The following is a 26,334-nucleotide window of genomic DNA, read 5'->3' on the forward strand; positions in this document are numbered from 1 at the left end:
TCCCATGAAGAAAGTGTTTCTCATTGCCCCGCTTGCCCTTGGCCTCGCGGCCTGTCAGACCGCCGAGCAACGCGCGGCCGGCACGGGTGCCGTGGCCGGAGCCGCGATCGGCGCGGCCGTATCGGAGGACGGCGACAAGCTCGAGGGCGCGGCTGTCGGCGGCGCGGCAGGCGCCATCGTCGGCGCGCTGATCGGCCGCGCTCAGACGCCCGGCAAATGCGTCTATCGCGATGCCTATGGAAACCGCTATGTCGCCGATTGTCCTTCCTGATCGCGGCGGGCCATCATGCGCCGATAGGCCGGGCGCTGGCGCATCCGCTGCAGGTAGTCGCTGAGCTTCGGCTCGATGATCGGAAAGCGGGCGGCCAGCGCCCAGTCGCCGCAATGGGTCAGGATGATGTCGGGGACGGTCATCGTATCGCCCATCAGAAAGGGGCCTTCTCCCATCCGATGCGCAAGCGTCCTCTGCGAGCGTTCAAATTCCCAGCGTAACGTGTTCTTGACCCCGGCCAGACGCATTTCCTCGGGCAGGACAAAGCTGTGCCGGGCGGCCATCCAAAGGGCCGCGTCGAATTCGTCCAGCAGGAACTGGGTCAGGCTGTCCTGTCGTGCGCGGTCCAGCGTGCCGGCCGGATGGGTCAACGCGCCATGCTTGTCGGCCAGATACTGGATGATCGCCGTCGAGTCGGTGATTGGCGTGCCGTCCTCGACCAGAACCGGAACCTTGCCCGCAACGTTGACGGCCGTCACCCCCGGCGATCGGGGCCGGGCCGGGATGTGCTCGTAGGGCTGCTGCAGTTCCTCAAGCATCCAGATGACCCGCGCGGCACGGGTCTTGACGGTTCCGATGACAGTGTACATTCGCGACAAGACTCCGTGTTCGGGACGCTCGGCAAGGGTTCCGACCGGGGCTTCAGACCGGGGCCGTGCCATTTGACCGGGACCATCCGGCCAGCGCAAGGCGAAGATCCGGGATCATCGCCGATCCGCCAGCGCGGCAAGGCGCAGCAATGCGCGTTCGATCACGGCCATTGCCGGGGCACGGGACGCAGAACGCAAGGTCAGGTCGGCATCGGTCAGCGCCTGAAGAGCGGACTCAAGCCGGTGTACCCCCCAGCGTTGGGCCTGGCGCAGCATTCGATCCCTGCGCGGGCCGAAGACCGGCGGGCGCAACCGCGCGATGCCCTCGGACGGGCCACCGGGGGCGGCCGCCACCACGTGCAGCGCACGGAAATGGCGCATCGCGGCGATGGACAGGGTGACCGGGTTGATGCCCTGACCTTCAAGCCGCCGCATCAGGGGGCCGATCTGGTCGGTCCGCCCTTCGGCAGCCGCATGCAGAACGTCATCCAGTTCGGCCTCGATCGTCGCCGGGACGCAGGCGGCGATGTCGTCAGAGCCCAAAGGCGTATCATCGCCCAGCTTGTACAGAGCGATCTTCTCGACAGTCTGACGGAAATCGCCGGGATCAAGCATGCGCGACAAGGCGATGATGTCCTCCATGGCCGCCGCCGAGATGTTCTTCAGGCCAGAATCGGCAAGGATGCGCTCGATCTCGTCGCGGCCGGGCGGATCATCGTAGATGGCACAGGCATAGGCGTTCGGGTGGGGCTCGAACAGCTTGCGCAGGGCCGAGCCCTTGCCCAGATTTCCCGCCGTGACGACCAGCATCGCGTCGCCCTTTTCCCAGCCATCCAGCGCGGCCGAGAGCGGCCGCGCCAGGGTGTCGGTCGCGTCCTCGACCAGAACGACCCGGGGGCCGGGAAAGAAGCCCTGTTCGCGCATGGCATCGACGGCAAGCGTCGCGTCACGTCGCAGATCGCCCGCCGCGATCCGTGTCAGCCGCATTTCGGATTCGCCATTTGGGCCGATCAGGGCCGCGACCAGTTCCTGCCTGCGCAGCGCGACGCGCATCGCGTCCGGGCCGTAGATCAGGATCCCCGCGCGATCGGGCTCGGGGCGGGAAAGGAAACGTGTCGCGGCTGTCCCCGTCAGCTTCACGGCCGGTTCCATTCGGGCGCGGTGGCAATCAGGCGCGTCACGATCCGGTCGGCCAGAAGCCGCATCAGCCGCGCCCGCGCATCCCTGCGCGACGCGACCGAGGCAACGGCGGTTCCGGTCGCCGAATAGGCGGTGAAACCCCGAACCCGGCCCGAAGAAAGATCCCGGCCGGTTTCACGGTCACGCAACGTGTAGCTGACCGCGCCGATCACCTGGTACCGGTTGGTTTCATTGGTCTGAGAGATCGCCTGACCTTCTTCGGCGATCTCGACCCGGAAGGACAGGCGGTATTGCGCGGCCTGGGGCCGGCCCAGGCGTTCCTCAAGCCGCGCGACGAGATCGAATTCCTCGCGCGAGCCCGGCGGATCGACCTCGACCCGTCCCAGCAGGTCGCGGGCCGCGCCGTCCGGCCCATAGGCGGGCGTGAAACCGCAGGCGCCCAGCATCAGCCCCGCGCCCAGCGCGAGACCCATGCCCAGCATTCTCCTGCGGTCAGATGACGACATTGACGATGCGCCCCGGTACGACGATCAGCTTTTTCGGCGCCCCGCCATTCAGTGCCCGGACGATCGAGTCCTCGGCCAGGACCAGTTTCTCGATCTCCTCCTTCGGCAAGTCCTTGGGCACGCGGATCTCGGTGCGCCGGCGGCCATTGACCTGGATCGGCAGGACGATCGTGTCATCGGTCAGCAAGGCGGGATCGGCCTTGGGCCATGGCGCCTGGGCGACCAGCCCCTTGCCGCCCTGCCGTGCCCAGATCTCTTCGGCCAGATGCGGAGTCATCGGCGACATGAGCTGCGCCAGCACCATGACCGCTTCGCGCTGGACGGCCTTGGACGCGTCCGAGCGGCCCAGCGTATTGGCGAATTCATAGAGCTTGGCGATCGCCTTGTTGAAGGCGAAGCTTTCGATCATCTGCGTGACATCGTGGATCGCGCGGTGCATCGCGCGGCGCAGATCGTCATCGCCCGTTCCCGAATGATCTTCGGGCAGCGATGCGATACGTTCGGACAGCGTCCAGACACGGGTCAGGTGGCGCTGGGCGGCCTCGGCGCCCGCCGCGGTCCATTCCACGTCGCGATCGGGGGGGCTGTCGGACATGACGAACCAGCGCGCCGTGTCCGCGCCATAGCGCTCGATGATGTCCATCGGATCGACCACGTTCTTCTTGGACTTGGACATCTTGATGACCGGGCCGATCTCGACCGGCGTGCCGTCCCTCAGCGTCGCGCCTTCGGCGGTGCGGATCACCTCGTCTGGGGAATGCCAGATGATGCGCCCCTCCGGGCTGCGGGTCGAATAGGTTTCATGCGTGACCATGCCCTGCGTAAACAGCGCCTCGAAGGGCTCGATCGCCTTGGCGGGCAGGTGGCCGCAGAGATGCATCGCGCGCGCGAAAAAGCGCGAATACAGCAGGTGCAGGATCGCGTGCTCGATGCCGCCGATATACTGGTCGACATTCATCCAGTACTCGGCCTCGGCCAGATCCGTCGGTGTCTTGGCATGCGGCGCGGTGAAGCGCGCATAGTACCAAGAGGAATCGACGAACGTGTCCATCGTGTCGGTCTCGCGCAGGGCAGGGCCGCCGCATTTCGGGCAGGCGCAGTTGCGCCAGGTCGGATGGCGGTCGAGCGGATTGCCCGGCTGGTCGAAGCTGACATCATAGGGCAGCTCGATCGGCAGGTTTTCCTTTCTTTCCGGGACCGTGCCGCATTTGTCGCAGTGCACGACCGGGATCGGGCAGCCCCAGTAGCGCTGGCGCGAAATGCCCCAGTCGCGCAGGCGGTACTTGGTGACGCCCCGGCCGACGCCGCGCTCTTCGCAAAAGGCGATGGCGGCATCCACGGCCTCGTCGCCCGTCTGGACCTCGCTGCCGGCAAAGCCCCGGACATAGCGCACGCGTTCGGTCTTTGGCGGAACGAAGGCCTCTGCGAGGGGCGTTTCCTCGGCGCCTTCGGGCACGAAGACCGGCGTGATCGGCAGGCCATATTTGGTGGCGAAATCGAAATCGCGCTGGTCATGGGCCGGGCAGCCAAAGATGGCGCCCGTTCCATAATCCATCAGGATGAAGTTGGCGATATAGACCGGCAGCTCCCAGCTTTCGTCCAGCGGGTGTCGCACGCGGATGCCCGTATCCAGCCCCTTCTTCTCGGCCTTTTCCAGCGCCTCTTCCGAGGTGCCGATGCGGCGGCATTCGGCGACGAATTCGGCGACCTTCGGATCGTCCCGCTCCAGTTGTCGGGCAAGCGGATGATCGGGCGAGATTGCGGCAAAGGACGCGCCAAGCAGCGTATCGGGCCGGGTCGTGTAGACTTCCAGCCGGTCAAACCCTTCCGGCGCGCCGATGGTCGAGAAGGCAAACTGCAGGCCGCGGCTCTTGCCGATCCAGTTGGCCTGCATCAGGCGCACCTTCTCGGGCCATTTCTTCAACCCGTCCAGCGCCTCGAGCAGCTCGCCCGCGAAGTCGGAGATGCGGAAGAACCATTGCGTCAGCTCGCGCCGTTCCACCGGCGCGCCCGAACGCCAGCCCTTGCCGTCGATGACCTGTTCGTTGGCCAGTACCGTCATGTCCACCGGGTCCCAGTTGACCACGGCGTTCTTGCGATAGACCAGGCCCTTTTCCATCATGTCGATGAACATGGCCTGCTGGTGGCCGTAATATTCCGGGTCGCAGGTGGCGAATTCGCGGCTCCAGTCGATCGACAGGCCCAGGGGCTTCATCTGGTCGCGCATGACCGCGATGTTGCCATAGGTCCAGTCCTTCGGGTGGCCGCCGCGTTCCATCGCGGCATTCTCGGCCGGCATGCCGAAGGCGTCCCAGCCCATCGGGTGCAGCACCGAGTAGCCGCAGGCCGCCTTGTAGCGCGCGACGACGTCGCCCATCGTGTAGTTGCGGACATGGCCGATATGGATGCGTCCCGATGGATAGGGGAACATCTCCAGCACGTAGTATTTGGGCTTGTCCGGGTCGCGCCGGGCGGTAAAGCAGCCGGCCTCTTCCCAGGCCTTCTGCCATTTGGGTTCGATCTGGGCGGGGTCGTATCGCGACATCTGTCACCTCGGAAACGTGATCGGCCCGGTTATACAGGGCCCACCGCCAAGGTCCAGAGATCAGGTTGCCCTAAAGCTTGCCGTCGCGGATGCGCAGCTGGCGCGCGCGGGTCAGGATGGCGTCCTCGACAGCGCGCTGGGTGGCCGGATCTGCCGGACCGGACCGCGTCATCAGCGCAACCTTCAGCGAGCGCGCGTCAAGCGCCGGATCGGTGACGTAGACGGTCGCGCGGTAGGCGCGACCTCCGCCCGGCGGCGTGCCATAGCCGGTGACGATGACGCCGGTGAAGGGATCGACCGATTCGATGGGCAGGAAATCCAGCACTTCGAGCGAGGCGCGCCACAAGTAGCGGTTCGCCGCGACGGTGACATTGGGATCACCCGTGTTCGAGAACAGGTCCCAGATCGTCGAACGGCGCGGCTCATCGGCCTGCTGCTGCGCGGTCTGGGACCGATTGCCGCCCCCGAACGGGCTGCTGTCGCCCGAGGTGAATCCGCCACAGGCAGCAAGACTGGCGATCGTTGCCAGCAAGGTCGCGCCGCGCATCAAGTCCCGGATCGTCATGAGCCACCCCTGAATTGCCTTTCTCCGGTGTCTAGCCGAGCACCCGCAGGCGAACAAGGATTTTCACCCATTGCCCGTTTGTCCGAACGGGGGCGCGCTTTGCCCGAACGCCCCCCGTCCCGGGGCCCGCACGGGGGCGGGGGAAAGTGGCCCAACTGTGGCATGGCTGCACCACCTGAAGCGCGTGTTCCAGACCGCCAGCCGATTCCATTGCAAATGAAGCGAGCAGAGCAGAAATAGACGCATACCCATTCCGGACGTCCCGGATTGGGCAACCTTGAGATCAACGAGGGAAATGAAATGAAAAAGATTCTTCTTGCCACGACGGCTCTCGTCGGCTTCGCCGGCGCCGCGGCCGCGGAAGTGTCGATCAGCGGCAGTGCCGTGTTTGGTATTGGCTTCAGCGAAAATGGCGCTGCCAACCCGTTTGGTTCGACCGACGAAGCCTATGCGATCTTTGAGACCTACCTGACCTTCAAAGGCACGACCCAGTCGGACAACGGCCTGGAGTTCGGCTATTCGTCGACGATCGCTGCTTACGACACCGACGGCGGCCTGAACGACGACGGCACCTCGGCCTATGTTTCGGGCGCGTTCGGCAAGCTGACCTTTGGTTCGGTCAACGAGGCGAGCAAGGTCGCCGGCCTGCCGGATATCGGCGGTCTGTCGGGTCTGGGTGTCGACAATGTCGCCGAAGCCCTCTGGGCCGGCGCGAGCCACAATGTGAACTACAAATACTCGGCCGGCGCCTTCACCGTCGAGGCTTCGAGCTCGGTCGGCAAGGGCGTGGACAGCAACGGTGTCGGCGTCAAGTATGACACCGGCACCTACTATGTCGGTCTGGGCTATGCCGACGACACCGAAGCGACCACGGTCTATGCCGGTGGCTCGTTCTCGGGCGTGAACGTCAAGGCGATGTACTCGGATAGCAACACCGCGAACCAAAAGGCTTGGGGCATCTATGCCGACTACACCACCGGCGCCCTGACGCTGAAGGCCGAATATGCCGACAACGACATCGTGACCGACGCTGCCTTCGGCATCGGCGCGTCCTATGACCTGGGCGGCGGCGCTGCTCTGGTCGGCGGCATCGCCTCGGTCGACGACAACACCCGCGCCGAAATGGGTGTTTCGTTCGAATTCTGATCCTGACGGATCCGAATATGGGGAGCGGGCGAAAGCCCGCTCCTTTTCTTTTGCCCGGACGGTTCCCTTTTGCCGCGGTGCCTGCCAAGATCGCGCCGCTTTCATCAGGTGAGAAAAGCGAAAATGCCGCTTGCCGACATCATTGCACGGATCAACGCCGCCGAACGGGCGGCGGCGCGCCCGGAAGGGTCCGTGACCCTGATCGCCGTCTCGAAGGTCCAGCCAGCCGAGCGAGTCGAAGCCGTGCTTGACCAAGGGCACCGCGTCTTTGGCGAAAATTACGTGCAGGAGGCCCAGCGCAAATGGCCCGCTTGGCGCGCGCGCTATCCCGGCGTCCAGCTTCACATGATCGGCCCACTGCAGACGAACAAGGCCAAGGCGGCGGTCGAGCTGTTCGATGCGATCCACACCGTGGATCGTCCATCTCTGGCCGAAAGGCTTGCCCGACTGGCCGATCAGCGCGGGACCAGCCCCGAGCTGTTCGTCCAGGTAAACACGGGCCGCGAGCCGCAAAAGGCCGGAGTGTTGCCCGAAGCGGCCGATGAATTCGTCGCCCAGGTCCGGGCGCTGTCCCTGCCGGTGGTGGGGCTGATGTGTATACCGCCCGAGGGCGAGGATTCGCGCCCGCATTTTGCCATGCTGGCCGAGATGGCCGCGCGCAACGGACTGACGAAACTTTCGATGGGAATGAGCGCCGATTTCGAAGCCGCGATCGCGGCGGGGGCGACCCATGTCCGCGTGGGCTCGGCAATATTCGGCGCGCGGGATTACGGACAGCGCTGACCCTGCCGGCCGCCGGTGCGTACGATCAACCGGGTGCCCGGCGCGGCGTGGCGCGCAACGAAGATCAGATCCTGGCGCGCCATGGCCACGCAGCCCGCGGTGGGATAGCCGGGTCGGCGCCACTGGTGAATGAAGATCGCCGATCCCTGACCGGGCACGGCATAGGGCCAGTTCCAGTCGAGCGGCAGGATCAGGTCATACAAGGGGTCTGCCCGGCGCAGACGCTCGGCGGATCGGCCGAAATCGCGTCGGGTCAGATGGTTGTAATCGGGATGATCGGGCGCATCGCACCAGCGGTCCTCGAGGTTGATCGGGCGTGCCCAGGGCGGAAGCCGCCAAGCAGGGATCCGGTCCGGTCGGTAAAGCAATCCGATCACGCGATGGACACCCACGGGCGTTGCCAGATCGCCCTCGCGCTTGGTTGTCGTCAGTCCCGCCCGACCGATCGCCACGGGAATGTGGCGGCCCATGAATCGCAGCCCCATGGGCGTCAGCACCATGTCACGCGGGCTCACAGAAGGTGCCCGGACTTTGCCGCCTTGGTCGCCAGGTACTGCGCGTTGTGCGCCGACCGGCCGACCTTCAGCGGGACACGTTCGACCACCCCTATTCCCTGGGATTCCAGCATCCGGATCTTGGCCGGGTTGTTGGTCAGCAGCCGGACGGACGAAAATCCCATCCTGCGCAGCAGGGCCGCGCCGATGCGGAAATCGCGTTCGTCATCCTCGAAGCCCAATCGGTGGTTCGCCTCGACCGTGTCGAAGCCCTGGTCCTGAAGCGAATAGGCGCGCATCTTGTTGGTCAGTCCGATCCCCCGGCCTTCCTGATTGAGATAGAGCAGGATCCCCGATCCTTCCCGCCCCATCTGATCGAGCGCAGCATGCAATTGAGGCCCGCAATCGCATTTCAGGCTGCCCAGAACGTCGCCGGTGAAACAGGCCGAATGCAGCCGCGCAAGCACCGGTTGGTCGCGCCGCGGGGCCCCGATCTCGATGGCATAGTGTTCTTCGCCGCCGTCCTCGGGGCGAAAGACATGCAGCCGTCCGGCCTCGGCGGCGCGCATCGGCAGGCGCGCGTGGATGACGGGGTGCAAGACCGTGGCGCGGTCCAGCTCTTCGGCAGCGCGTTGCCAGTCAAGGCAGGTCAGGCCCGAAGCCTGTGCGACGGCCGGCGCCACGGTCATCGGCACGACCACCGCGGCCGGCAGCAGCCGCGCGGACTTGGCCAGCCGGACGCCCGCGCGCGCAAGTGCCGCCGAGCCGTCTCGGATGGGTCGAAAGGGGCCTTTCATCGGGGCGGACAGGTCGCGCGCCGGGTCCGCCACGGCCTCGATCCAGCTTGCGGTCGCGTCGTCGGGCAGGACAAGGCGCGCCACGTCCCCGTCATAGGCCGCAACCTTCAGCGTCGCCGCCCGGCGGTCGGTGATCGCAAGCTGGGCAGACCCCATCGAAGTCAACGCCACCAGCCGCTCGGGCGACAGCGTCTCGGCCGCGACGATCAGCCCCGAATCGTCGCCCGCACGGATCGCGACCGGAACGCCCATGCGCAGATCGGCCCGCGCACGGTTGAGAAGTTCGACAATATCCGGGCCAAGGGGCATCTGCGCGTCCGAAAGCAGTGATTGGTTCGCAATAGATAGTCAGCTTTGTCGCCGATTGAAACATTTGGCGCGCCCGTGACACGACCGCGTGAACAGTGCGTCACAAATCTTGCTTGGCAGGGATTCGCTGCACAACTTCCAAGGCAACAAGGAGACGCAACATGGCCAATCTGAAGAAGATCCTGCTGGTTGATGACGAAGAGGACCTGCGCGAGGCGTTGGCCGAGCAATTGGCCTCGACGGATGAATTCGAGGTCACCGAGGCAGGCAGCGGACAGGAGACCGTCGAAAAGCTGAAGGGCGGCATCTTCGACCTGGTGATCCTGGATGTCGGCCTGCCCGATACCGATGGGCGCGAATTGTGCCGCAAGCTGCGCAAGCAGGGTGTCAAGTGCCCGATCATCATGCTGACGGGGCATGACACCGATGCCGATACCATTCTGGGCCTTGATGCGGGGGCGAACGACTATGTGACCAAGCCCTTCAAGTTTCCCGTCCTTCTGGCCCGCATTCGTGCGCAGCTGCGTATCCACGAACAATCCGAGGACGCGATCTTTCAGCTGGGACCCTATACGTTCAAGCCCGCGCAGAAGATGCTGATCGACGAGAACGACCGAAAGATCCGCCTGACGGAAAAGGAGACGAACATCCTGAAATTCCTGTATCGCGCAGGGGATACGGTGGTGCCCCGGGATGTGCTGCTGCATGAGGTCTGGGGCTACAATGCGGGGGTGACGACCCATACGCTCGAGACGCATATCTACCGGCTGCGCCAGAAAATCGAACCGGATCCGTCAAATGCGCGCCTTCTTGTGACCGAATCCGGCGGCTATCGTCTGGTTCCATAGGCATGGAATCCCCTGGCCGCGTCGGGGCAAGGACGCGGTTCCTCCCTGTTGGACTGGCCGGGCCTCGCGCCCGGCCCTTTTCGTTCGCCCTATCGCGTTGTCGCAGCGATGCAAGGCGGGTATGGTCCGGCCGGATACGAATTCGGGACGGATGAATGAGCTTCACGATCGCCACATGGAACATCAATTCGGTTCGCCTGCGCGAAGGCCTGGTCCAGCGCCTGCTGAAGGAAGAATCGCCCGACATCCTGTGCCTGCAGGAATGCAAGTGCCCGGTCGAGAAGTTTCCCCTGGATGCCTTTCGTGCGCTTGGCTACGGCCATTTCGTGGCGCGCGGACAGAAGGGCTATAACGGCGTGGCAATCCTGTCCCGTCTTCCGCTGCGCGAGGTCGGGGCCTTCGACTTCGCCCGGCTCAACCATGCCCGCCATGTCGCGGCCGAGCTGGAAAATGGCGTCGTGATCCACAATTTCTATGTCCCGGCGGGTGGCGACGTTCCCGACCGCGAGGTGAACGAGAAGTTTGGGCAAAAGCTCGACTATGTCGCCGCGATGCGCGACTGGGCCTGGAAAGAGCGGCCACGCAGGTCGATCCTTGTCGGGGATCTGAACATCGCCCCGCGCGAGGATGACGTCTGGTCCCACAAGCAGTTGCTGAAGGTGGTCAGCCACACGCCGGTCGAGGTCGAGCATCTTGGCGCGGCGCAAGAGGCCGGCGGATGGGTGGACATCACGCGACAGGATATTCCCGAAGGCCAGCTTTACAGCTGGTGGTCCTATCGGTCGCCAAACTGGGACGCGGCCGACAAGGGGCGACGGCTGGACCACGTCTGGGCCACCCCCGACATCGCAAGCGCGGCCCATTCCAGCCGAATCCTGCGTGAGGCGCGCGGCTGGGAAAAGCCGTCCGACCATGCGCCGGTCTTCGCCACCTTCGATCTTTAGAGGCAGACCAATGGCATCGACTGCAATCGACCCGGTTGTCCTGACGGCTGATCTTGTGCGCTGTCCGTCCGTCACGCCAGCAGAGGGCGGCGCGCTTACCCTGTTGCAGGGGCTGCTGAGCGACGCGGGGTTTGAATGCCACCGGGTGGACCGCAACGGTACGCCGAACCTCTTTGCGCGCTGGGGCGCACGCGGCGCGGATCGCAGCTTTGGGTTCAACGGCCATACCGATGTGGTGCCCGTCGGGGATCATGCGGCCTGGACTCATGACCCCTTCGGCGCCGAGATCGATGGTGGCTATCTTTGGGGGCGGGGCGCGACCGACATGAAGTCGGGGGTTGCGGCTTTTATCGCCGCGGCGATCGACTTCGTGCGCACAACCCCGCCCGATGGCGCCGTCATCCTGACCATCACCGGAGACGAGGAAGGCCCCGGCCGCGACGGGACGCTTGCGCTTCTGGACTGGATGAAGGCGCGGGGCGAGGCGATGTCCGTCTGTCTTGTGGGCGAGCCGACTTGCCCCGATCGCATGGGCGAGATGATCAAGATCGGGCGACGCGGGTCGATGTCGGTCACTTTCACGGCGCGCGGGGTGCAGGGCCATTCGGCCTATCCCCACCGCGCCCGAAATCCGCTTCATGCGCTGGTGCGGCTGATGGATCGGCTGGCCTCGACGCCGCTGGACCAGGGGACCGAGCATTTCGAGCCCTCGACCCTGGCCATCACCACGATCGACACGGGCAATACCGCGACCAATGTGATACCCGCGCGCGCCACGGCGCGGGTCAATATCCGCTTCAATGACGCGCATGATTCACGCTCGCTGGAGCAAATGCTGCGGCAGCGCGCGCAGGAGGTGACCGGGCAGACCGGCGTGGAATTCGATCTGGATGTGCAGGTTTCGGGCGAAAGCTTTCTGACCCCGCCGGGACCTTTCATCGATCTGGTCATGCGCGCGGTCGAGGCCGAAACCGGCCTGCGCCCGGTCCTGTCCACGTCGGGCGGCACGTCGGATGCGCGCTTCGTCAAGGACCATTGCCCGGTCGTCGAATTCGGTCTGGTCGGCCGCACGATGCACGAAGTGGACGAACGCGTCGAAGTGGCGCAGATTCATCAGTTGAAGGCGATCTACGCGCGAATCCTTCGGGATTATTTCGCGTGATCTCTTGCACGGCAATCGCCAGTGATGTGGCGGGATAAGGACGACCATGGCGCGCATTCCATCGAAAAGCGAGATCCTTGACTGGGTGTCGGAAAATCCGGGCCTGTCGGCCAAGCGCGACATTGCCAAGGCATTCGGCCTGAAAGGTGCCGACAAGATCGAGCTGAAGCGTCTGCTGAAGGAGCTGGAGGCCGAAGGCAGCCTGTCGCGCCGCAAGCGCAGCTATCGCGACCCCGAAAAGCTTCCGCCGGTCACGGTTCTGACCCTGTTGCCACCCGATGAAAACGGCGATCTGTTAGCCCAGCCGCTGGAATGGCATGGCGAGGGCACGCCGCCGCGCGTTCTGTATGTCGCGCGCCGCTCGGACCCGGCGCTGGGCGCGGGCGACCGCATTCTGGCCCGGGTGAATGAGGTCCGGGGCGAGGGATACCAGTATGAGGCAAAGCTGATCCGCAAGGTCGGCGCCGCACCGAAGAAAGTGGTGGGTATCTTCCGCAAGGCCGCGGAAGGTGGCCGCATCGTCCCGATCGACAAGGGGGCGGATCGCGAATGGGTGGTGGCGCGCGATGCCACCATGGGCGCAAAGGATGGCGAACTGGTCGAGGCCGAGGAATTCGGGCCCCGCGGCCGTCTTGGCCTGCCGCGCGCGCGCATCGTCGAACGTCTGGGCGATCCCAGCGGGCCGCGCGCCGTTTCCCTGATCGCCATCCATCAGCACGGCATTCCCGACGAATTCCCCGAAGAGGTCCTGGCCGAGGCCGAGAAGCTGAAGCCCGCGCCGCTGGGCGAACGCGAGGATCTGCGGCATCTGCCCTTCGTCACGATCGATCCGGCTGATGCGCGCGATCACGACGATGCGGTTTACGCCCATTCCGATCCGGATCCGAAGAACGAAGGCGGGCATGTCGTATGGGTCGCAATCGCCGATGTGGCGCATTACGTGCGTCCCGGAACGGCTCTGGACCGCGAGGCCCGGCGCAGGGGAAATTCGACCTATTTCCCCGATCGTGTCGTGCCGATGCTGCCGGAAAGGCTGTCGGCGGACCTGTGTTCGCTGCACGAGGGCGTGCCCCGTCCCGTGATCGCCGTTCGGATGAAGCTGGATTCCAAGGGGCGCAAGCTGTCGCACCGTTTTGCCCGCGCGATGATCGAATCGCGGGCCAGCTTGAACTACGAGGAAGTGCAAAAGGCGCAGGACGGCCAGCCGAACGACCGCTGCGCGGCCCTGATGGATACCGTGATAAGGCCGCTTTATGCCGCCTATGAGGCCGCGAAGGTCGAACGGGCCGTGCGCCAGCCCCTGGACCTTGATCTGCCAGAGCGCAAGATCGTGCTGGACAAGGACGGGCGTGTCGTCTCGATCGATTTCCGGGAAAGGCTGGATGCGCACCGTCTGATCGAGGAGTTCATGATCCTTGCCAATGTCGCGGCGGCCGAGGAACTGGTCCGTCTGCGGCGGCCGCTGCTGTTTCGGGTGCACGAGGAGCCGAGCCCCGAAAAGCTGGACGCGTTGCGTGAGGTGGCCGAAGCATCGGGCTTCACGCTGGCCAAGGGGCAGGTGCTGCGGACCGAGCATCTGAACCGGCTGCTGACCCAGGCTGAAGGAACCGATTTCGACGAGCTGCTGAACATCTCGACGCTGCGTTCGATGACGCAGGCTTATTACAACCCGGAGAATTTCGGCCATTTCGGTCTGGCGCTGAAGCATTATGCGCATTTCACCTCGCCGATCCGGCGTTACTCGGACCTGATCGTGCATCGGGCCCTGATCTCGGGCCACGGCTGGGGGAAGGATGGCCTGTCGCCCTGGGATATCGAACATCTGGAGGAAACGGCGCGGCACATCTCGGAAACCGAACGCCGGTCGATGGCCGCCGAACGGGACACGACCGACCGCTATCTGGCGGCCTACCTGTCCGAACGTGTGGGCAGCGAGTTCACGGGCCGCGTCAGTGGTGTCACGCGCTTTGGCCTGTTCGTGAAGCTGGACGAGACGGGCGCCGACGGGCTGATCCCGGTCCGCAATCTGGGGCGCGAATTCTTCCACTATGACCCGGAGCGCCAGACATTGATGGGCTCGCAATCGGGGCTGGAGATCGGAATCGGTCAGCGGGTGACGGTGCGCCTGACCGAAGCGGTGCCCGTCACCGGTGGGCTGACGCTGGAGCTGCTGGAGATCGAGGGTCGCGCCCTGCCATCCGGCCGTTCGGGAAAACGCAGGGGCGCGCCCGCCGCGCGCAAGGCAAACAGGGAAAAGGCACGCAGCAAGAGCTCGACGCGCAAGGTGGTGCGACGGCGGAAATAGGCCAGTTGCATGTTTCCATGGACATCCGGACTTGCCCGCTGTCCGCCCTGACCTAGAGTGAAGACAGGCAGGAAAGGCGGGCAGGTCATGCGTCCATCGGCTGCAATGGCGGTTCTGTGCATGTGGATCGCGCCGGGCGCGGCCCAGTCCGGTGCCGTCGCCGTACAGGAAAGCGAAATGGCGGAATCGGGACAGGTTCGCAACGTGGCGGCAAATCTGGATTTTTCGACATGGATGGATGCGTTCCGCCGGCGTGCCCTGGCCACAGGGCTTCGGGACGACGTGCTGGACCGCGCGCTGACCGGGATCGAGGTCAACACGGATGTGCTGCAGCGCGATCGCAACCAGGGCGAATTCAATCTGGCGATCTGGGACTATCTCGACAGTGCCGTCTCCGAGGCTCGAATCCGCGATGGACGGAGAAGGCTGGCCGAACATGCCGCGCTGTTTGACCGGATCGAGGCCGCATTTGGCGTCCCGCGCGAGATCGTGGCGGCGATATGGGGGCTTGAGAGCGCCTATGGCGCGGTACGGGGCAATATCCCGACGATCGAGGCCTTGGCGACTTTGGCGCATGACGGCCGACGGGCGGCCTTTTTCGAGAGCGAGCTGATCGCGGCCCTGCATATCGTTCAGTCGGGCGACATAGCGCCGGAACGGATGCGCGGCAGCTGGGCGGGGGCGATGGGGCACACGCAGTTCATGCCCAGTGCCTGGCACGCCCATGCGATCGATTTCGATGGTGACGGGCGGCGCGACATCTGGGGCGATGACCCGACGGACGCGCTGGCCTCGGCGGCGGCCTATCTGGCGGGGTACGGGTGGCGCAAGGGTCAGCCATGGGGGCTGGAAGTGCAGCTGCCCGACGGGTTCGATTTCGCGCTGGCCGGGCCTGAGGGGCGGCGCGACGTTGCCGAATGGGCAGCGCTGGGCCTGCGTCCGGTATCGGGCGGTGTGATGCCCGATCAGGGCATGGCCGAGATCCTGCTGCCCGCGGGCGCGCGCGGGCCGGCTCTGATGATCTTCGACAATTTCGGGGTGATCGAGCGTTACAACCCGGCGGATGCCTATGTGATCGCAGTCGGGCATCTGGCCGATCGGCTTGCGGGTGCGGACCCCTTCCGGGCAGACTGGCCGCGCGAGGATCGGGTTCTTCTGACCGCCGAGCGGCGGGAGCTTCAGGAACGGCTGACCCGGGCGGGGTTCGACACGCAGGGCGTGGATGGACGAATCGGCCCCAACACGATCGCGGCGATCCGCGCCTATCAGCTGGCGCGCGGATTGGTGCCGGATGGCTATGCCAGCCATGTGCTGCTGGAGCAGTTGCGTCAGGCCGGGGGGTGAGTTCCGCCTGTCCCGGGCACGTCGCGATCGGGCGGAGTCAGCCGGTCGCGCAACAGGGCCACGGGATGGCGGCGCAGGGTCAGGCGCATCGCGGCGTAATCCTCGACGATCTCTTCGCCCTCGCTCATCCGGGCAAAGGTGATTGCGGGTTCGGCGATGGCTTCGCCGTCGATGTCGCCGGCGAACAATGGCAGCGGGTCGCGGCCCAGCGCGCGGGCGGCCCACAGCGCCTCGCGCCGTGACAGGCCGAGCGACGCGAAGGCGTCGGCTTCGGCCAGAAGGGTCAGCGCGCGCATGTCGATGCCCGCGCGGCGCCAGACATCCTCGACCGCGCGATAGCCGTTGCCGCGCGCGGCGGCGATCCACTCTCCATCCTCTTGCGACAGGCCACGGATCTGGCGAAAGCCCAGCCGAAGCGCCAGCGATCCGTCGGGCATCTCTTCCATGCGGTTGTCCCATAGGCTGGCATTGACGCAGATTGGAAGCACGGTCACGCCATGGGCGCGGGCGTCGCGCACGATCTGGGCGGGGGCGTAAAAGCCCATCGGCTGGGAATTCAGCAGGGCGCAGGCAAAGATGCCCGGATGGTGCCGCTTCAGCCAGGCCGAAGCATAGACGAGCAGCGCGAAGCTGGCCGCGTGGCTTTCGGGAAAGCCATAGGAGCCGAAGCCCTCGATCTGGGAAAAGCAGCGCTGGGCAAAGTCTTCGTCATAGCCATTGGCCTTCATCCCGGCCAGGAACCGGTCGCGGAATTCCGTGACATTGCCGCGCTTCTTGAAGGTGGCCAGAGCGCGTCGCAGGCGGTCGGCCTCTTCGGGGGTGAAGCCCGCACCGATGATCGCGATCTGCATCGCCTGTTCCTGAAACAGCGGCACACCCAGCGTCTTGCCCAGCACCGCGCCCAGCGCGTCGGAGGGAAAGCTGACGGCTTCGTGCCCGTTGCGGCGGCGAATGAAGGGGTGAACCATGTCCCCCTGGATGGGGCCGGGCCGGATGATCGCGACCTGGATGACAAGATCGTAGAAGGTTCTGGGCTTCATCCGGGGCAGGAAGTTCATCTGGGCGCGGCTTTCGACCTGGAAGACCCCGATCGAATCGGCGCGCGACAGCATGTCATAGACGGCCGGGTCTTCGGGCGGGATCGTGGCCAGGCTCAGCCGACGGCGGTGGTGGCGTTCGATCAGGTCGAACGCCTTGCGGATGCAGGTCAGCATGCCCAGTGCCAGAACGTCCACCTTCAGAATGCCCAGCGCATCGATGTCGTCCTTGTCCCAGGGAATGACCGTACGCCCCTCCATCGTGGCATTCTCGACCGGGGCCAGTTCGTCCAGCCGGTTTTCGGTGATGACAAAGCCGCCGACATGCTGTGACAGATGGCGCGGAAAGCCCTGGATCTGTTCGATCAGCGACAAGGTCAGAGTCAAACGTCGGTCGGATGGGTCCAGGCCGATCTCGCGCATCCTGTCGGCCGAAACCTCGGCTCCGCCCCAGCCCCAGATCTGGCTGGACAGGGCGGCGATGGTGTCGGGCGACAGGCCCATCGCGCGGCCCACCTCGCGCACGGCGCGCTTGCCCCGATAATGGATGACCGTGGCGCACAGGCCGGCGCGGTGGCGCCCGTATTTTTCATAGATGTGCTGGATCACCTCCTCGCGCCGTTCATGTTCGAAATCGACGTCGATGTCGGGCGGCTCGTCCCGCGCCTCGGACACGAAGCGTTCGAAGACCATCGTGCCGATCTCGGGGCTGACCGAGGTGATGCCCAGCGCGTAACAGACGACGGAATTGGCGGCCGAGCCGCGCCCCTGGCACAGAATGCCCCGATCGCGGGCAAAGGCGACGATGTCGCGCACGGTCAGGAAATAGGGCTCATAGCCCAGCTTGCGGATCAGGGCCAGTTCGCGGTCGGCCATGGCGCGTACGCGGTCGGGGACGCCGCCGGGATAGCGCCAGTTCAGACCTTCACGCGTCAGGCGTGCCAGCCGGTCAGGCGGGGATTCGCCCGCGCTGATTTCCGAAGGGTATTCGTGACGCAGCTCGTCCAGACAGAAACTGCATCGCGCGGCGATTTCCGCGCTGCGATGCACGGCGGCCTCGTGCCCGGCAAAGATGCGCAACATCTCGGGCTCGCTGCGCATGCGTTGTTCGGCATTGGCCAGCGCGGCCCGGCCCAGCTGGTCGACCCGCCGCCCAAGGCGGATCGCGGTCAGCACATCGGCCAGCCGCCGCCGTGCCCCGCGATGCATGATCGGGCGGCCCGATGCGACGGTCTTCAGCCCCAGATCGCGTGCCAGCCGCGCCAGCGCGGAAAAGCGCGCCCCGTCCGCGCCGTCATAGCGGGGCGCCATCATCAGCCACAGGCCGTGATGGCCGAACCGTTCGATCAGGCGCGTGGCATGGGCCTGCCAGAGAGAACCCGGCGCGCGGGCTTCGGGTGGGTGCAGCAGCATCTCCATCCCTTCGCCCCAGTCCAGAAGATCGCCGATATCCAGGTGGCATTCGCCCTTGGGTGCGCGTAGCCGGCCAGTCGAGATCAGGCGGCACAGCCGGCCCCAGGCCGCCCGATCGCGCGGCAGCGCGGTGACGGCAAAGCCATCACGCAGGCGGATCGTCGCGGCCGGGATCAGACGCGGCGCGGCGCCGGCGCGCCGGCGGATCTCGCGCGATTCGACATGGGCGCGCACGATGCCCGCCACCGAGTTCGCATCGGCGATCGCCAGGGCGGACTGCCCGAATTCGGCCGCCTGCGACATCATCTCTTCGGGATGCGAGGCGCCGGTCAGGAAGGTGAAGTTCGAAGTGGCGGACAGTTCGACGAACATGGCGCGATTCCCGGTGAGCCCGCATTATATTCATGTTTTGTTCTTGTTTTGGAGTCCCTTCGGCCGGCTGCAAATGAAAAGGGCCGCCCAGGTCTTTGGGCGGCCCCACTGTTTCATCGGACGTGATTTACCCGCGGCGGGCGGCGTGGACCGATTCGGTCAGCTTCTCCAGCGCCTCGGAGAAGACGGAGTCGGGGATCGTGATCGGCGCAAGGAACCGGATCACGTTGCCGTGAACGCCACAGGTCAGCAGGATCAGGCCGCGCTTCAGGGCCTCGGCCCGGACCCGGTTGGCGAAATCCGCCGAAGGCGCGCCGTCGAGGTTGAACTCGACCGCGTTCATGAAGCCCGGCCCCCGGATGTCGACGATCTCGGGAACCTCGTCGCGCAGGCTGGCGAGGTGCTGTTTCAGCCGCGCACCCAGCTGGTTGGCGCGGTCGCAGAGATTTTCCTCCTCGATCACGTCCAGGACGGCATGCGCCGCGGCAATGCCCAGGGGATTGCCGCCATAGGTGCCGCCAAGACCGCCCGGAGCAGGCGCATCCATGATCTCGGCCCGGCCGGTGACGGCGGCCAGGGGGAAGCCGCCTGCAAGGGACTTGGCCATGGTCGTCAGGTCGGGGGCGACGTCGTGATGTTCCATCGCGAACATCCGCCCGGTGCGGGCAAACCCGGTCTGAACCTCGTCGGCGATCAGCAGGATGCCGTGACGGTCGCAGATTTCGCGCAGGGCCGACATGAACTCGCGCGGGGCCTCGTAGAAGCCGCCTTCGCCCTGAACCGGTTCCAGGATGATCGCGGCCACGCGGGCCGGATCGACATCTGCCTTGAACAGGTAGTTCAGCGCATCCAGCGATTTCTGCACCGTCATGCCGTGCAGCTCGACCGGGAAGGGCACATGGAACACGTCGCCCGGCATGGCGCCAAAGCCCACCTTGTAGGGCACGACCTTGCCGGTCAGTGCCATGCCCATGAAGGTACGCCCGTGAAAGCCCCCGGTGAATGCCACGACCGCCTGCCGGCCTGTCGCCGCGCGCGCGATCTTAACCGCGTTCTCGACGGCCTCGGCGCCGGTGGTGACGAAGATGGTCTTTTTCGCGCCCTTGCCCGGAACGATGGCGTTCAGTCGTTCGGCCAGATGTACATAGTTTTCATAGGGCACGACCTGGTGGCAGGTATGGGTGAAACGGTCCAGCTGCGCCTTGACCGCCGCCATGACCCGCGGGTGGCGGTGGCCGGTATTCAGCACTGCGATTCCGCCGGCAAAGTCGATATAGCGGTTGCCTTCGGCATCCCACAGTTCCGCGTTTTCCGCCCGATCCGCATAGATCTGCGTCATCACGCCGACACCGCGTGACAGGGCGGCCTGCCTGCGGGCTTCGATCTGATCGTTCTTCATGGTGATCTCCTGAGCCGATTGGGATTGGGATAGCTGCACACCCGAATTTGATCAAGTTTCTTCGTCTTTGGCCTGGCGAGCCCATGCATCTGCATCAAGCCGCCCAGAGATCCGGCCGGAATCGGCGATATTGGGCCGATGCGACGCCGCCGGCAGGAATGCTTCGCAGTTGGGGGAAGAATCGCGTCACATTGGGATCACGCGTTCGCCCGTGCAAGGGTCAGGGCGACGGCGCGGATTTGGCGGCAAACGGGATTTCGGAATTTTCGGGCCGCTCAGCGAACAGGACTTGGGACCCCGGTCATCACTCACGGATGCCATCGACCATGGCATGCGCCACCGGGACAGGACATCGACCGGAGCCTGGCTTCGGTCGATGCCTTCTTGCGTTGGAGTTCACGCGCGTTCGGCTTGCGCCAGTTCGCGCAGCACGGCCTCGGCCGCTGCAGCGGGATCCTTGGCGGCCCAGATCGGGCGCCCCACAACGATATGGTCGGCACCCGCCGTGATCGCATCGCGCGGCGTCGCGATGCGCTTCTGATCGCCAAGAGCACTGCCCGAGGGGCGGATACCGGGGGTCACGATCAGCTTTCCCCTGGCCGAGGGCAGGGCGCGGATCTGCGCGGCTTCCTGCGCCGAGGCAATGACCCCGTCGGCGCCGGCCAGAAAGGCGCGTTCAGCGCGTTCGGTCACGATATCCGAAACCGCACCCGACCGGATCATCGCAGCGTCCAGATCGGCGCGGTCAAGCGACGTCAGGATGGTGACTGCAAGGATCTTCAGCTCCTTGCCCGCAGCCCCCTCCTTGGCCGCGCGCACCACATGCGGGTCGCCGTGGACGGTAAGGAAATCCAGATCGAACTGGGCAAGGCCACGCACGGCGTTTTCCACCGTCGCGCCGATATCGAACAGCTTCATGTCCAGGAAGATGCGCTTGCCGCGGTCGTGCTTCAGCTCGCTGGCAAGGGCGAGGCCGCCGCCGGTCAGCATTCCCAGGCCTATCTTGTAGAAGCTGACCCGGTCGCCCAGGCGATCGGCAAGCTCAAGCCCCGCAACAGCGTTCGGCACGTCAAGCGCGACAATCAGGCGGTCATCTGCTGGTATCATGGCATCTTCCCTTCCGGCACTGGGGGGGGCATGGCGGCGGGCCCCGAAACGGTTGGCCCGTCATGGGGCGATGGACCGGGCCTGTCAAGAAACCGCGCTTGCCGAAGCCTTGGCGCGGCCGACGCATCGGCCGCCGGTTGGGAAACAAGGGTCAGGTCAGGTGCGCATGCCGGGCGCGCTGAAAGGGCTGGGCAGCCGGCGAGAGGGCACGCGGCTTGTACCCGAAAGGGCAATGAGCTGAGGCGGCACGGCGATGGTGGAAGCGACGCGGTCAAGAACGAGGTTGTAGATCACCAAAAGAAGGCGGGTCATCGAAATCCCCTGTGCTGGTTACAGCCCCATATGGCCGGAAGAACCTTTCGATTTCGTTGCTTTTGATCCTTGAAATGGGAAAACGCCGTTTCCAATTCAGGGACGAGACCCGGGCGGATGCCGCGCCTTGATGGGCGGCCGGGAACCGGGGGCTTGCGAAAGGAGAATTGCCGATGAACATCGAGAAGTTCACGGAACGGTCGCGTGGTTTCCTTCAGGCCGCGCAGACGATCGCGATGCGGGAGGGTCACCAGAGAGTCCTGCCCGAGCATCTTCTGAAGGCCTTGATGGATGACGATCAGGGGCTGGCCTCGAACCTGATCAAGCGTGCCGGCGGTGAGCCGTCGCGCGTGGTCGAGGCGCTGGAGCAGCAGATCGCCAAGCTGCCCCGGGTTTCGGGCGGCGATGGGCAGGTCTATATCGACCCGTCGCTTGTACGGGTTCTGGACGAGGCCGAGAGGATCGCCACCAAGGCGGGCGATTCCTTCGTTCCGGTCGAACGCATCCTGATGGCGCTGGCCATGGTCAACACGCGCGCCAAGGATGCGCTGGATGCGGGCGCGGTCAACGCGCAGAATCTGAACGCCGCGATCAACGAGATCCGCAAGGGCCGCACGGCCGACAGTGCCAATGCCGAAGAAGGCTATGAGGCGCTGAAGAAATATGCCCGCGACCTGACCAAGGCCGCCGAAGAGGGCAAGATCGACCCGATCATCGGGCGCGATGACGAAATCCGCCGAACGATGCAGGTGCTGAGCCGGCGGACAAAGAACAACCCCGTCCTGATCGGCGATCCGGGCGTCGGCAAGACCGCGATCGTCGAAGGGCTGGCGCTGCGCATCGTCAATGGCGACGTGCCCGAATCCTTGCGCAACAAGCGTCTGATGGCGCTGGACATGGGGGCATTGATCGCGGGCGCGAAATATCGCGGCGAGTTCGAGGAGCGCCTGAAGGCCGTGATCAAGGAGATCGAGGCCGCCGCGGGGGAGATCATCCTGTTCATCGACGAGATGCACACCCTTGTCGGGGCGGGCAAGTCCGACGGTGCAATGGATGCGGCGAACCTCATCAAACCCGCGCTGGCGCGGGGTGAGCTGCACTGCATCGGTGCGACGACGCTCGACGAATACCGCAAATATGTCGAAAAGGACGCCGCGCTGGCCCGCCGGTTCCAGCCGGTCTATGTCGACGAACCTTCGGTCGAGGACACGATCAGCATCCTGCGCGGCATCCGCGAGAAATACGAGCTTCACCACGGGGTGAAGATCTCGGATTCGGCGCTGGTCGCGGCCGCGCAGCTGTCGCACCGATATATCACCGACCGGTTCCTGCCCGACAAGGCGATCGACCTTGTGGACGAGGCGGCCTCGCGTCTGCGGATGGAGGTGGACAGCAAGCCCGAAGAGCTGGACGCGCTGGACCGCGAAATCCTGCAAAAGCAGATCGAGGCCGAAGCCCTGCGGCGTGAGGACGACGCGGCATCGCGTGATCGGCTTGAGAAGCTGGAGAAAGAGCTTGCCGAGCTGCAGGAGAAATCGGCCGAGATGACGGCGAAGTGGCAGGCCGAGCGCGACAAGCTGCAGAAGGCGCGCGATCTCAAGGAGCAGCTGGACCGCGCCCGCATCGAACTGGAGCACGCCAAGCGCGAGGGCAACCTGGCCCGCGCCGGCGAGCTCAGCTATGGCGTGATTCCGCAGCTGGAGCGTCAGCTGGCCGAGGCCGAATCCAGCCAGGGCGAGCTCATGGTCGAGGAGGCCGTGCGGCCCGAGCAGATCGCCGAGGTCGTCGAGCGCTGGACCGGCATTCCGACCTCGAAGCTGCTGGAAGGCGAGCGCGACAAGCTGCTGCGCATGGAAGAGGAGCTTTCCAAGCGGGTCGTCGGCCAGCGCGAGGCCGTCGAGGCCGTATCGCGCGCGGTTCGCCGTGCCCGCGCCGGGCTGCAGGACGAAAAGCGTCCGCTTGGCTCGTTCCTGTTCCTTGGCCCCACCGGCGTCGGCAAGACCGAGCTGACCAAGGCGCTGGCCGAGTATCTCTTTGATGACGAACATGCGATGGTGCGCATCGACATGTCCGAGTTCATGGAGAAGCATTCGGTCGCGCGTCTGATCGGTGCTCCGCCGGGCTATGTGGGCTATGAGGAAGGTGGCGTCCTGACAGAGGCAGTCCGGCGCCGGCCCTATCAGGTGATCCTGTTCGACGAGGTCGAAAAGGCCCACCCGGATGTCTTCAACCTGCTGTTGCAGGTGCTGGATGACGGCGTTCTGACGGACGGGCAGGGCCATCGGGTCGACTTCCGCCAGACGCTGATCATCCTGACCTCGAACCTCGGTAGCCAGGCGTTGAGCCAATTGCCCGAAGGTGGTGACATCGCGCAGGCGCGGCGCGACGTGATGGATGCGGTGCGCGCCCATTTCCGGCCGGAATTCCTCAACCGGCTGGATGACATGATCATCTTCCACCGGCTGACGCGGAAGGACATGGACGGCATCGTCGAGATCCAGCTGCGTCGCCTGCAGGATCGTCTTGCCGCGCGCAAGATCACGCTGGAGGTGGACGAAGCCGCCCGCCGCTGGCTGGCCGAGGAAGGCTACGATCCGGTCTTTGGCGCGCGGCCTCTGAAGCGCGTGATCCAGCGCCACCTGCAGGACCCGCTGGCCGAGATGCTTCTGGCCGGCGAGATCCACGATGGCGACACGGTTCCGGTGACGGCAGGCGGCGACGGGCTGATCATCGGCGATCGGCTTTCGCCATCGTCCCGGCCCAGGCCAGAGGATGTCGTCGTCCACTAGTCATCCCGTCACTTGCGTGACGAAGCGGGCCGCCCCGGGACAGGGGCGGCCCTTTTTGTTTCATGCACAAACATAGTCGTGACAGACGGTGATTTGGCCTTCGCGCGCGAGCACCCTAATCTGGGCCCCAGAGATGTTGGGAGAGTGCAGATGCCAGGACGTTTCAAACCCGATCTTCGGTGGTCCGACGTGACGCCAAGGTCGATGTTCCTCAATCGCCGACAGATTCTTGCGGGCCTGGGCGCCGCGGGTCTGGGTGCCGGGCTGGGCCAGCCGGCGGCGGCACGGCTTCAGGCGCGGCCTTCGCGGTACTCGACCGACGAGGCGCCAAACAGCTTCGAGGATATCACCAGCTACAACAACTTCTATGAATTTGGCCTGGACAAGTCCGACCCGGCCGCCAATGCCCATCGGCTGACGGTGAACCCGTGGTCTGTGCGAATCGATGGGCTTGTGGAGCGCCCGGGGACATATGATTTGTCCGATCTCACCCGTGGCGTCGCGCTGGAAGAGCGGATCTACCGCTTTCGTTGTGTCGAGGCGTGGGCGATGGTCGTCCCGTGGATCGGGTTCGAGCTTGGAGCCTTGCTGAACCGCGTGGGGGTCAAGCCCGGTGCAAGGTTTGTGGCGTTCGAAACACTTGTGCGCCCTGACGAAATGCCGGGGCAGCGCAGGCCCGTGCTGGACTGGCCCTATCGCGAGGGGCTTCGGCTGGATGAGGCGATGCATCCGCTGACGATTCTTGCAACCGGCCTGTACGGAGAAGAGTTGCCAAAGCAGAACGGTGCGCCGATCCGCCTGGTGGTCCCGTGGAAATACGGCTTCAAGTCGATCAAGTCGATCGTCCGCATAAGCCTGACGGATCGTATGCCAAAGACCACCTGGAACATGCAGAACCCCCGCGAATACGGGTTCTATGCAAACGTCAATCCCAACGTGGATCATCCCCGCTGGAGCCAGGCGACCGAGCGTCGTATCGGCGCGGGTCTGTTTGCAGGCCGTCAGAAGACGCAGATGTTCAACGGCTATGGCGAATACGTTGCGGGGCTCTATGCTGGTCAGGATCTGCGTGTGGATTTCTGAGCCGATGAGCAGGCTGATGCTGGCAGGCGGCGCCAATCTGGTGGACAGGGTCAATGCATTGGCCAGGTCGGTACCAACCTGGCCGATCTATCTGGCCGGATTGATCTATCCGGCCTTGCTGTTCTGGCAGGCGATCACGGGCGCCCTGGGGGCCGATCCGGTCAAGGCCATGGAGCACGCGCTTGGCATATGGGCCTTGCGGCTGATCGTTCTGGGCCTTGCGATAACGCCCGCGCGGCGCTTGTTGCGATTGAACCTGATGAAATTTCGCCGGGCAATCGGACTTGTCGCGTTCTGGTTCGTTTGCTTGCACTTTCTGACCTGGGCGGTTCTGGACATGGGGCTGCTTTGGGGGCAGATCGCAGCCGATATCGCCAAACGCCCATATGTCACAGCGGGCATTGTCGGTTTGCTTGCACTGATTCCCCTGGCCGCGACCAGCACCGATTCCGCGATTCGCCGCATGGGTCCCGTGCGGTGGCGCAGGTTGCACCGCCTGGTGCATGTCGCAGCGCTTGCCGGGGCGATTCACTATGTGTGGCTGGTGAAGGCCTGGCCGGTGGAGCCGTTCATCTATCTGGGGCTGATTCTGGCTTTCCAGGCAATTCGCCTGCGGCATTTCTTGCGCATCGGATGGCAGGCTGGGTCCGCGGGTTGACCCAAGGCAACCGAGTCGGCCACGAGGTCAAGCCATGTCCGGAAACATTATGTCCCGGCAGGCCGGAATGAGATATTGAAGATTTCCCAACGCGTTGATCGGTCTGAAAAAATCACGTCCGCTGTCATTTTTTCTTCATTTTGGGGTTGCGGAGTTTTTTTTGAGGGACTAGATAGCGGCTCACCGGACGGCGCGGGGCGTTGTTCTGGTGGTCCTGGGGGTCTGGCGATGGATTGCTGGTTCTTCGGGGTTTGATCGGAGGCATGATGGGCGGTTGCGCTGATAGGGTTTTGGCGCTTCCGGCTGGTTTTGTCTCTGCTGCTCTTTGACATTGCTGGAATACTGAAGAGATATGAGGGCGGTTTGGTCCGGATCGATGGATCGATCGCTGCATATCGGCTCACTAGGGGTTTCG

General features: G+C 65.0%; 22 protein-coding genes. 11 read left to right on the forward strand and 11 right to left on the reverse strand.

Annotated elements, in window-relative coordinates; translation table 11 throughout:
* The first annotated feature begins 4 nt into the window (after positions 1–4).
* Entirely contained in the window at positions 5–271 is a 267-nt protein-coding gene (locus LV82_RS13370) for a YMGG-like glycine zipper-containing protein (protein ID WP_104072497.1), read from the forward strand.
* Here the strand turns inward: LV82_RS13370 and LV82_RS13375 are convergent.
* The 5 genes from LV82_RS13375 to LV82_RS13395 form a co-directional block, all read right to left on the reverse strand.
* The gene (locus tag LV82_RS13375; protein WP_104072499.1) at positions 247–861 is read right to left on the reverse strand and encodes a glutathione S-transferase family protein; all 615 of its coding nucleotides are present in this window, start codon (positions 859–861) and stop codon (positions 247–249) included. The genes LV82_RS13370 and LV82_RS13375 overlap by 25 nt on opposite strands.
* A 114-nt stretch (positions 862–975) precedes the next feature.
* Complete coding sequence (holA, locus tag LV82_RS13380) at positions 976–2,001, reverse strand: DNA polymerase III subunit delta (RefSeq protein WP_104072544.1); 1,026 nt, start codon at positions 1,999–2,001, stop codon at positions 976–978.
* Positions 1,998–2,474, reverse strand: a complete 477-nt coding sequence (gene lptE, locus LV82_RS13385; protein WP_245873168.1) for an LPS assembly lipoprotein LptE — start codon at positions 2,472–2,474, stop codon at positions 1,998–2,000. Before lptE ends, holA begins: the two co-directional genes overlap by 4 nt.
* Positions 2,475–2,493: 19 nt before the next feature.
* Positions 2,494–5,052 carry a leucine--tRNA ligase gene (gene leuS, locus LV82_RS13390; RefSeq protein ID WP_104072502.1) on the reverse strand — a complete coding sequence of 853 codons (2,559 nt, stop codon included), beginning with the start codon at positions 5,050–5,052 and terminating at the stop codon, positions 2,494–2,496.
* A 70-nt stretch (positions 5,053–5,122) separates the two neighbouring features.
* Positions 5,123–5,617 (reverse strand): DUF3576 domain-containing protein, encoded by a 495-nt coding sequence (locus LV82_RS13395; protein WP_104072504.1) that lies wholly within the window; start codon positions 5,615–5,617, stop codon positions 5,123–5,125.
* 300 nt (positions 5,618–5,917) lie between these two features.
* Between LV82_RS13395 and LV82_RS13400 the strand changes: the two genes are divergently transcribed.
* Both LV82_RS13400 and LV82_RS13405 read left to right on the forward strand, forming a co-directional pair.
* The gene (locus tag LV82_RS13400; RefSeq protein ID WP_146065179.1) at positions 5,918–6,763 is read left to right on the forward strand and encodes a porin; all 846 of its coding nucleotides are present in this window, start codon (positions 5,918–5,920) and stop codon (positions 6,761–6,763) included.
* Positions 6,764–6,886: 123 nt separating this feature from the next.
* Complete coding sequence (locus LV82_RS13405; protein WP_104072506.1) at positions 6,887–7,546, forward strand: YggS family pyridoxal phosphate-dependent enzyme; 660 nt, start codon at positions 6,887–6,889, stop codon at positions 7,544–7,546.
* On the opposite strand, the gene LV82_RS13410 is transcribed toward LV82_RS13405, so the two are convergent.
* Together LV82_RS13410 and ribA are read right to left on the reverse strand one after the other, a co-directional pair.
* Positions 7,531–8,061 (reverse strand): L,D-transpeptidase family protein, encoded by a 531-nt coding sequence (locus LV82_RS13410; protein ID WP_104072508.1) that lies wholly within the window; start codon positions 8,059–8,061, stop codon positions 7,531–7,533. The genes LV82_RS13405 and LV82_RS13410 overlap by 16 nt on opposite strands.
* The gene (ribA, locus tag LV82_RS13415) at positions 8,058–9,146 is read right to left on the reverse strand and encodes a GTP cyclohydrolase II (protein ID WP_104072510.1); all 1,089 of its coding nucleotides are present in this window, start codon (positions 9,144–9,146) and stop codon (positions 8,058–8,060) included. The genes LV82_RS13410 and ribA overlap by 4 nt, the downstream gene beginning before the upstream one ends.
* 161 nt (positions 9,147–9,307) lie before the next feature.
* Here ribA and LV82_RS13420 point away from each other — a divergent pair, with 161 nt between their 5' ends.
* From LV82_RS13420 to LV82_RS13440, 5 genes are all read left to right on the forward strand, one after another.
* The gene (locus LV82_RS13420) at positions 9,308–9,994 is read left to right on the forward strand and encodes a response regulator transcription factor (RefSeq protein WP_104072512.1); all 687 of its coding nucleotides are present in this window, start codon (positions 9,308–9,310) and stop codon (positions 9,992–9,994) included.
* Between the two features lie 155 nt (positions 9,995–10,149).
* Positions 10,150–10,938, forward strand: a complete 789-nt coding sequence (locus tag LV82_RS13425) for an exodeoxyribonuclease III (protein WP_104072513.1) — start codon at positions 10,150–10,152, stop codon at positions 10,936–10,938.
* Positions 10,939–10,948: 10 nt separating this feature from the next.
* Entirely contained in the window at positions 10,949–12,100 is a 1,152-nt protein-coding gene (gene dapE, locus LV82_RS13430; RefSeq protein ID WP_104072515.1) for a succinyl-diaminopimelate desuccinylase, read from the forward strand.
* A 46-nt stretch (positions 12,101–12,146) separates the two neighbouring features.
* On the forward strand, positions 12,147–14,405 hold the full coding sequence (gene rnr / locus LV82_RS13435; protein ID WP_104072516.1) for a ribonuclease R: 2,259 nt from the start codon (positions 12,147–12,149) through the stop codon (positions 14,403–14,405).
* 87 nt (positions 14,406–14,492) lie between these two features.
* Positions 14,493–15,749, forward strand: coding sequence for a lytic murein transglycosylase (locus LV82_RS13440; protein WP_104072518.1), 1,257 nt, complete (start codon positions 14,493–14,495; stop codon positions 15,747–15,749).
* Here LV82_RS13440 and LV82_RS13445 read toward each other — a convergent pair.
* The 4 genes from LV82_RS13445 to LV82_RS14985 all read right to left on the reverse strand — a co-directional run bounded on the left by LV82_RS13445 (position 15,734) and on the right by LV82_RS14985 (position 21,389).
* Positions 15,734–18,571 carry an error-prone DNA polymerase gene (locus LV82_RS13445; RefSeq protein ID WP_104072519.1) on the reverse strand — a complete coding sequence of 946 codons (2,838 nt, stop codon included), beginning with the start codon at positions 18,569–18,571 and terminating at the stop codon, positions 15,734–15,736. The genes LV82_RS13440 and LV82_RS13445 overlap by 16 nt on opposite strands.
* Positions 18,572–18,698: 127 nt before the next feature.
* Positions 18,699–19,970 (reverse strand): 4-aminobutyrate--2-oxoglutarate transaminase, encoded by a 1,272-nt coding sequence (locus LV82_RS13450; protein WP_104072520.1) that lies wholly within the window; start codon positions 19,968–19,970, stop codon positions 18,699–18,701.
* Positions 19,971–20,366: 396 nt separating this feature from the next.
* Entirely contained in the window at positions 20,367–21,077 is a 711-nt protein-coding gene (gene pyrF / locus LV82_RS13455) for an orotidine-5'-phosphate decarboxylase (protein WP_104072522.1), read from the reverse strand.
* A gap of 156 nt (positions 21,078–21,233) precedes the next feature.
* Positions 21,234–21,389, reverse strand: coding sequence for a hypothetical protein (locus LV82_RS14985; protein WP_170063442.1), 156 nt, complete (start codon positions 21,387–21,389; stop codon positions 21,234–21,236).
* Between the two features lie 173 nt (positions 21,390–21,562).
* Between LV82_RS14985 and clpB the strand changes: the two genes are divergently transcribed.
* From clpB to msrQ, 3 genes are all read left to right on the forward strand, one after another.
* Positions 21,563–24,178: an ATP-dependent chaperone ClpB gene (gene clpB / locus LV82_RS13460; protein ID WP_104072524.1), complete on the forward strand. Its 2,616-nt coding sequence runs from the start codon at positions 21,563–21,565 to the stop codon at positions 24,176–24,178.
* 150 nt (positions 24,179–24,328) lie between these two features.
* Entirely contained in the window at positions 24,329–25,261 is a 933-nt protein-coding gene (gene msrP / locus LV82_RS13465) for a protein-methionine-sulfoxide reductase catalytic subunit MsrP (RefSeq protein WP_104072525.1), read from the forward strand.
* 4 nt (positions 25,262–25,265) lie between these two features.
* On the forward strand, positions 25,266–25,919 hold the full coding sequence (gene msrQ / locus LV82_RS13470; RefSeq protein ID WP_245873169.1) for a protein-methionine-sulfoxide reductase heme-binding subunit MsrQ: 654 nt from the start codon (positions 25,266–25,268) through the stop codon (positions 25,917–25,919).
* The last annotated feature ends 415 nt before the right edge of the window (positions 25,920–26,334 follow it).

It is taken from the genome of Albidovulum inexpectatum (assembly GCF_002927635.1).
Lineage (GTDB): Bacteria > Pseudomonadota > Alphaproteobacteria > Rhodobacterales > Rhodobacteraceae > Albidovulum > Albidovulum inexpectatum.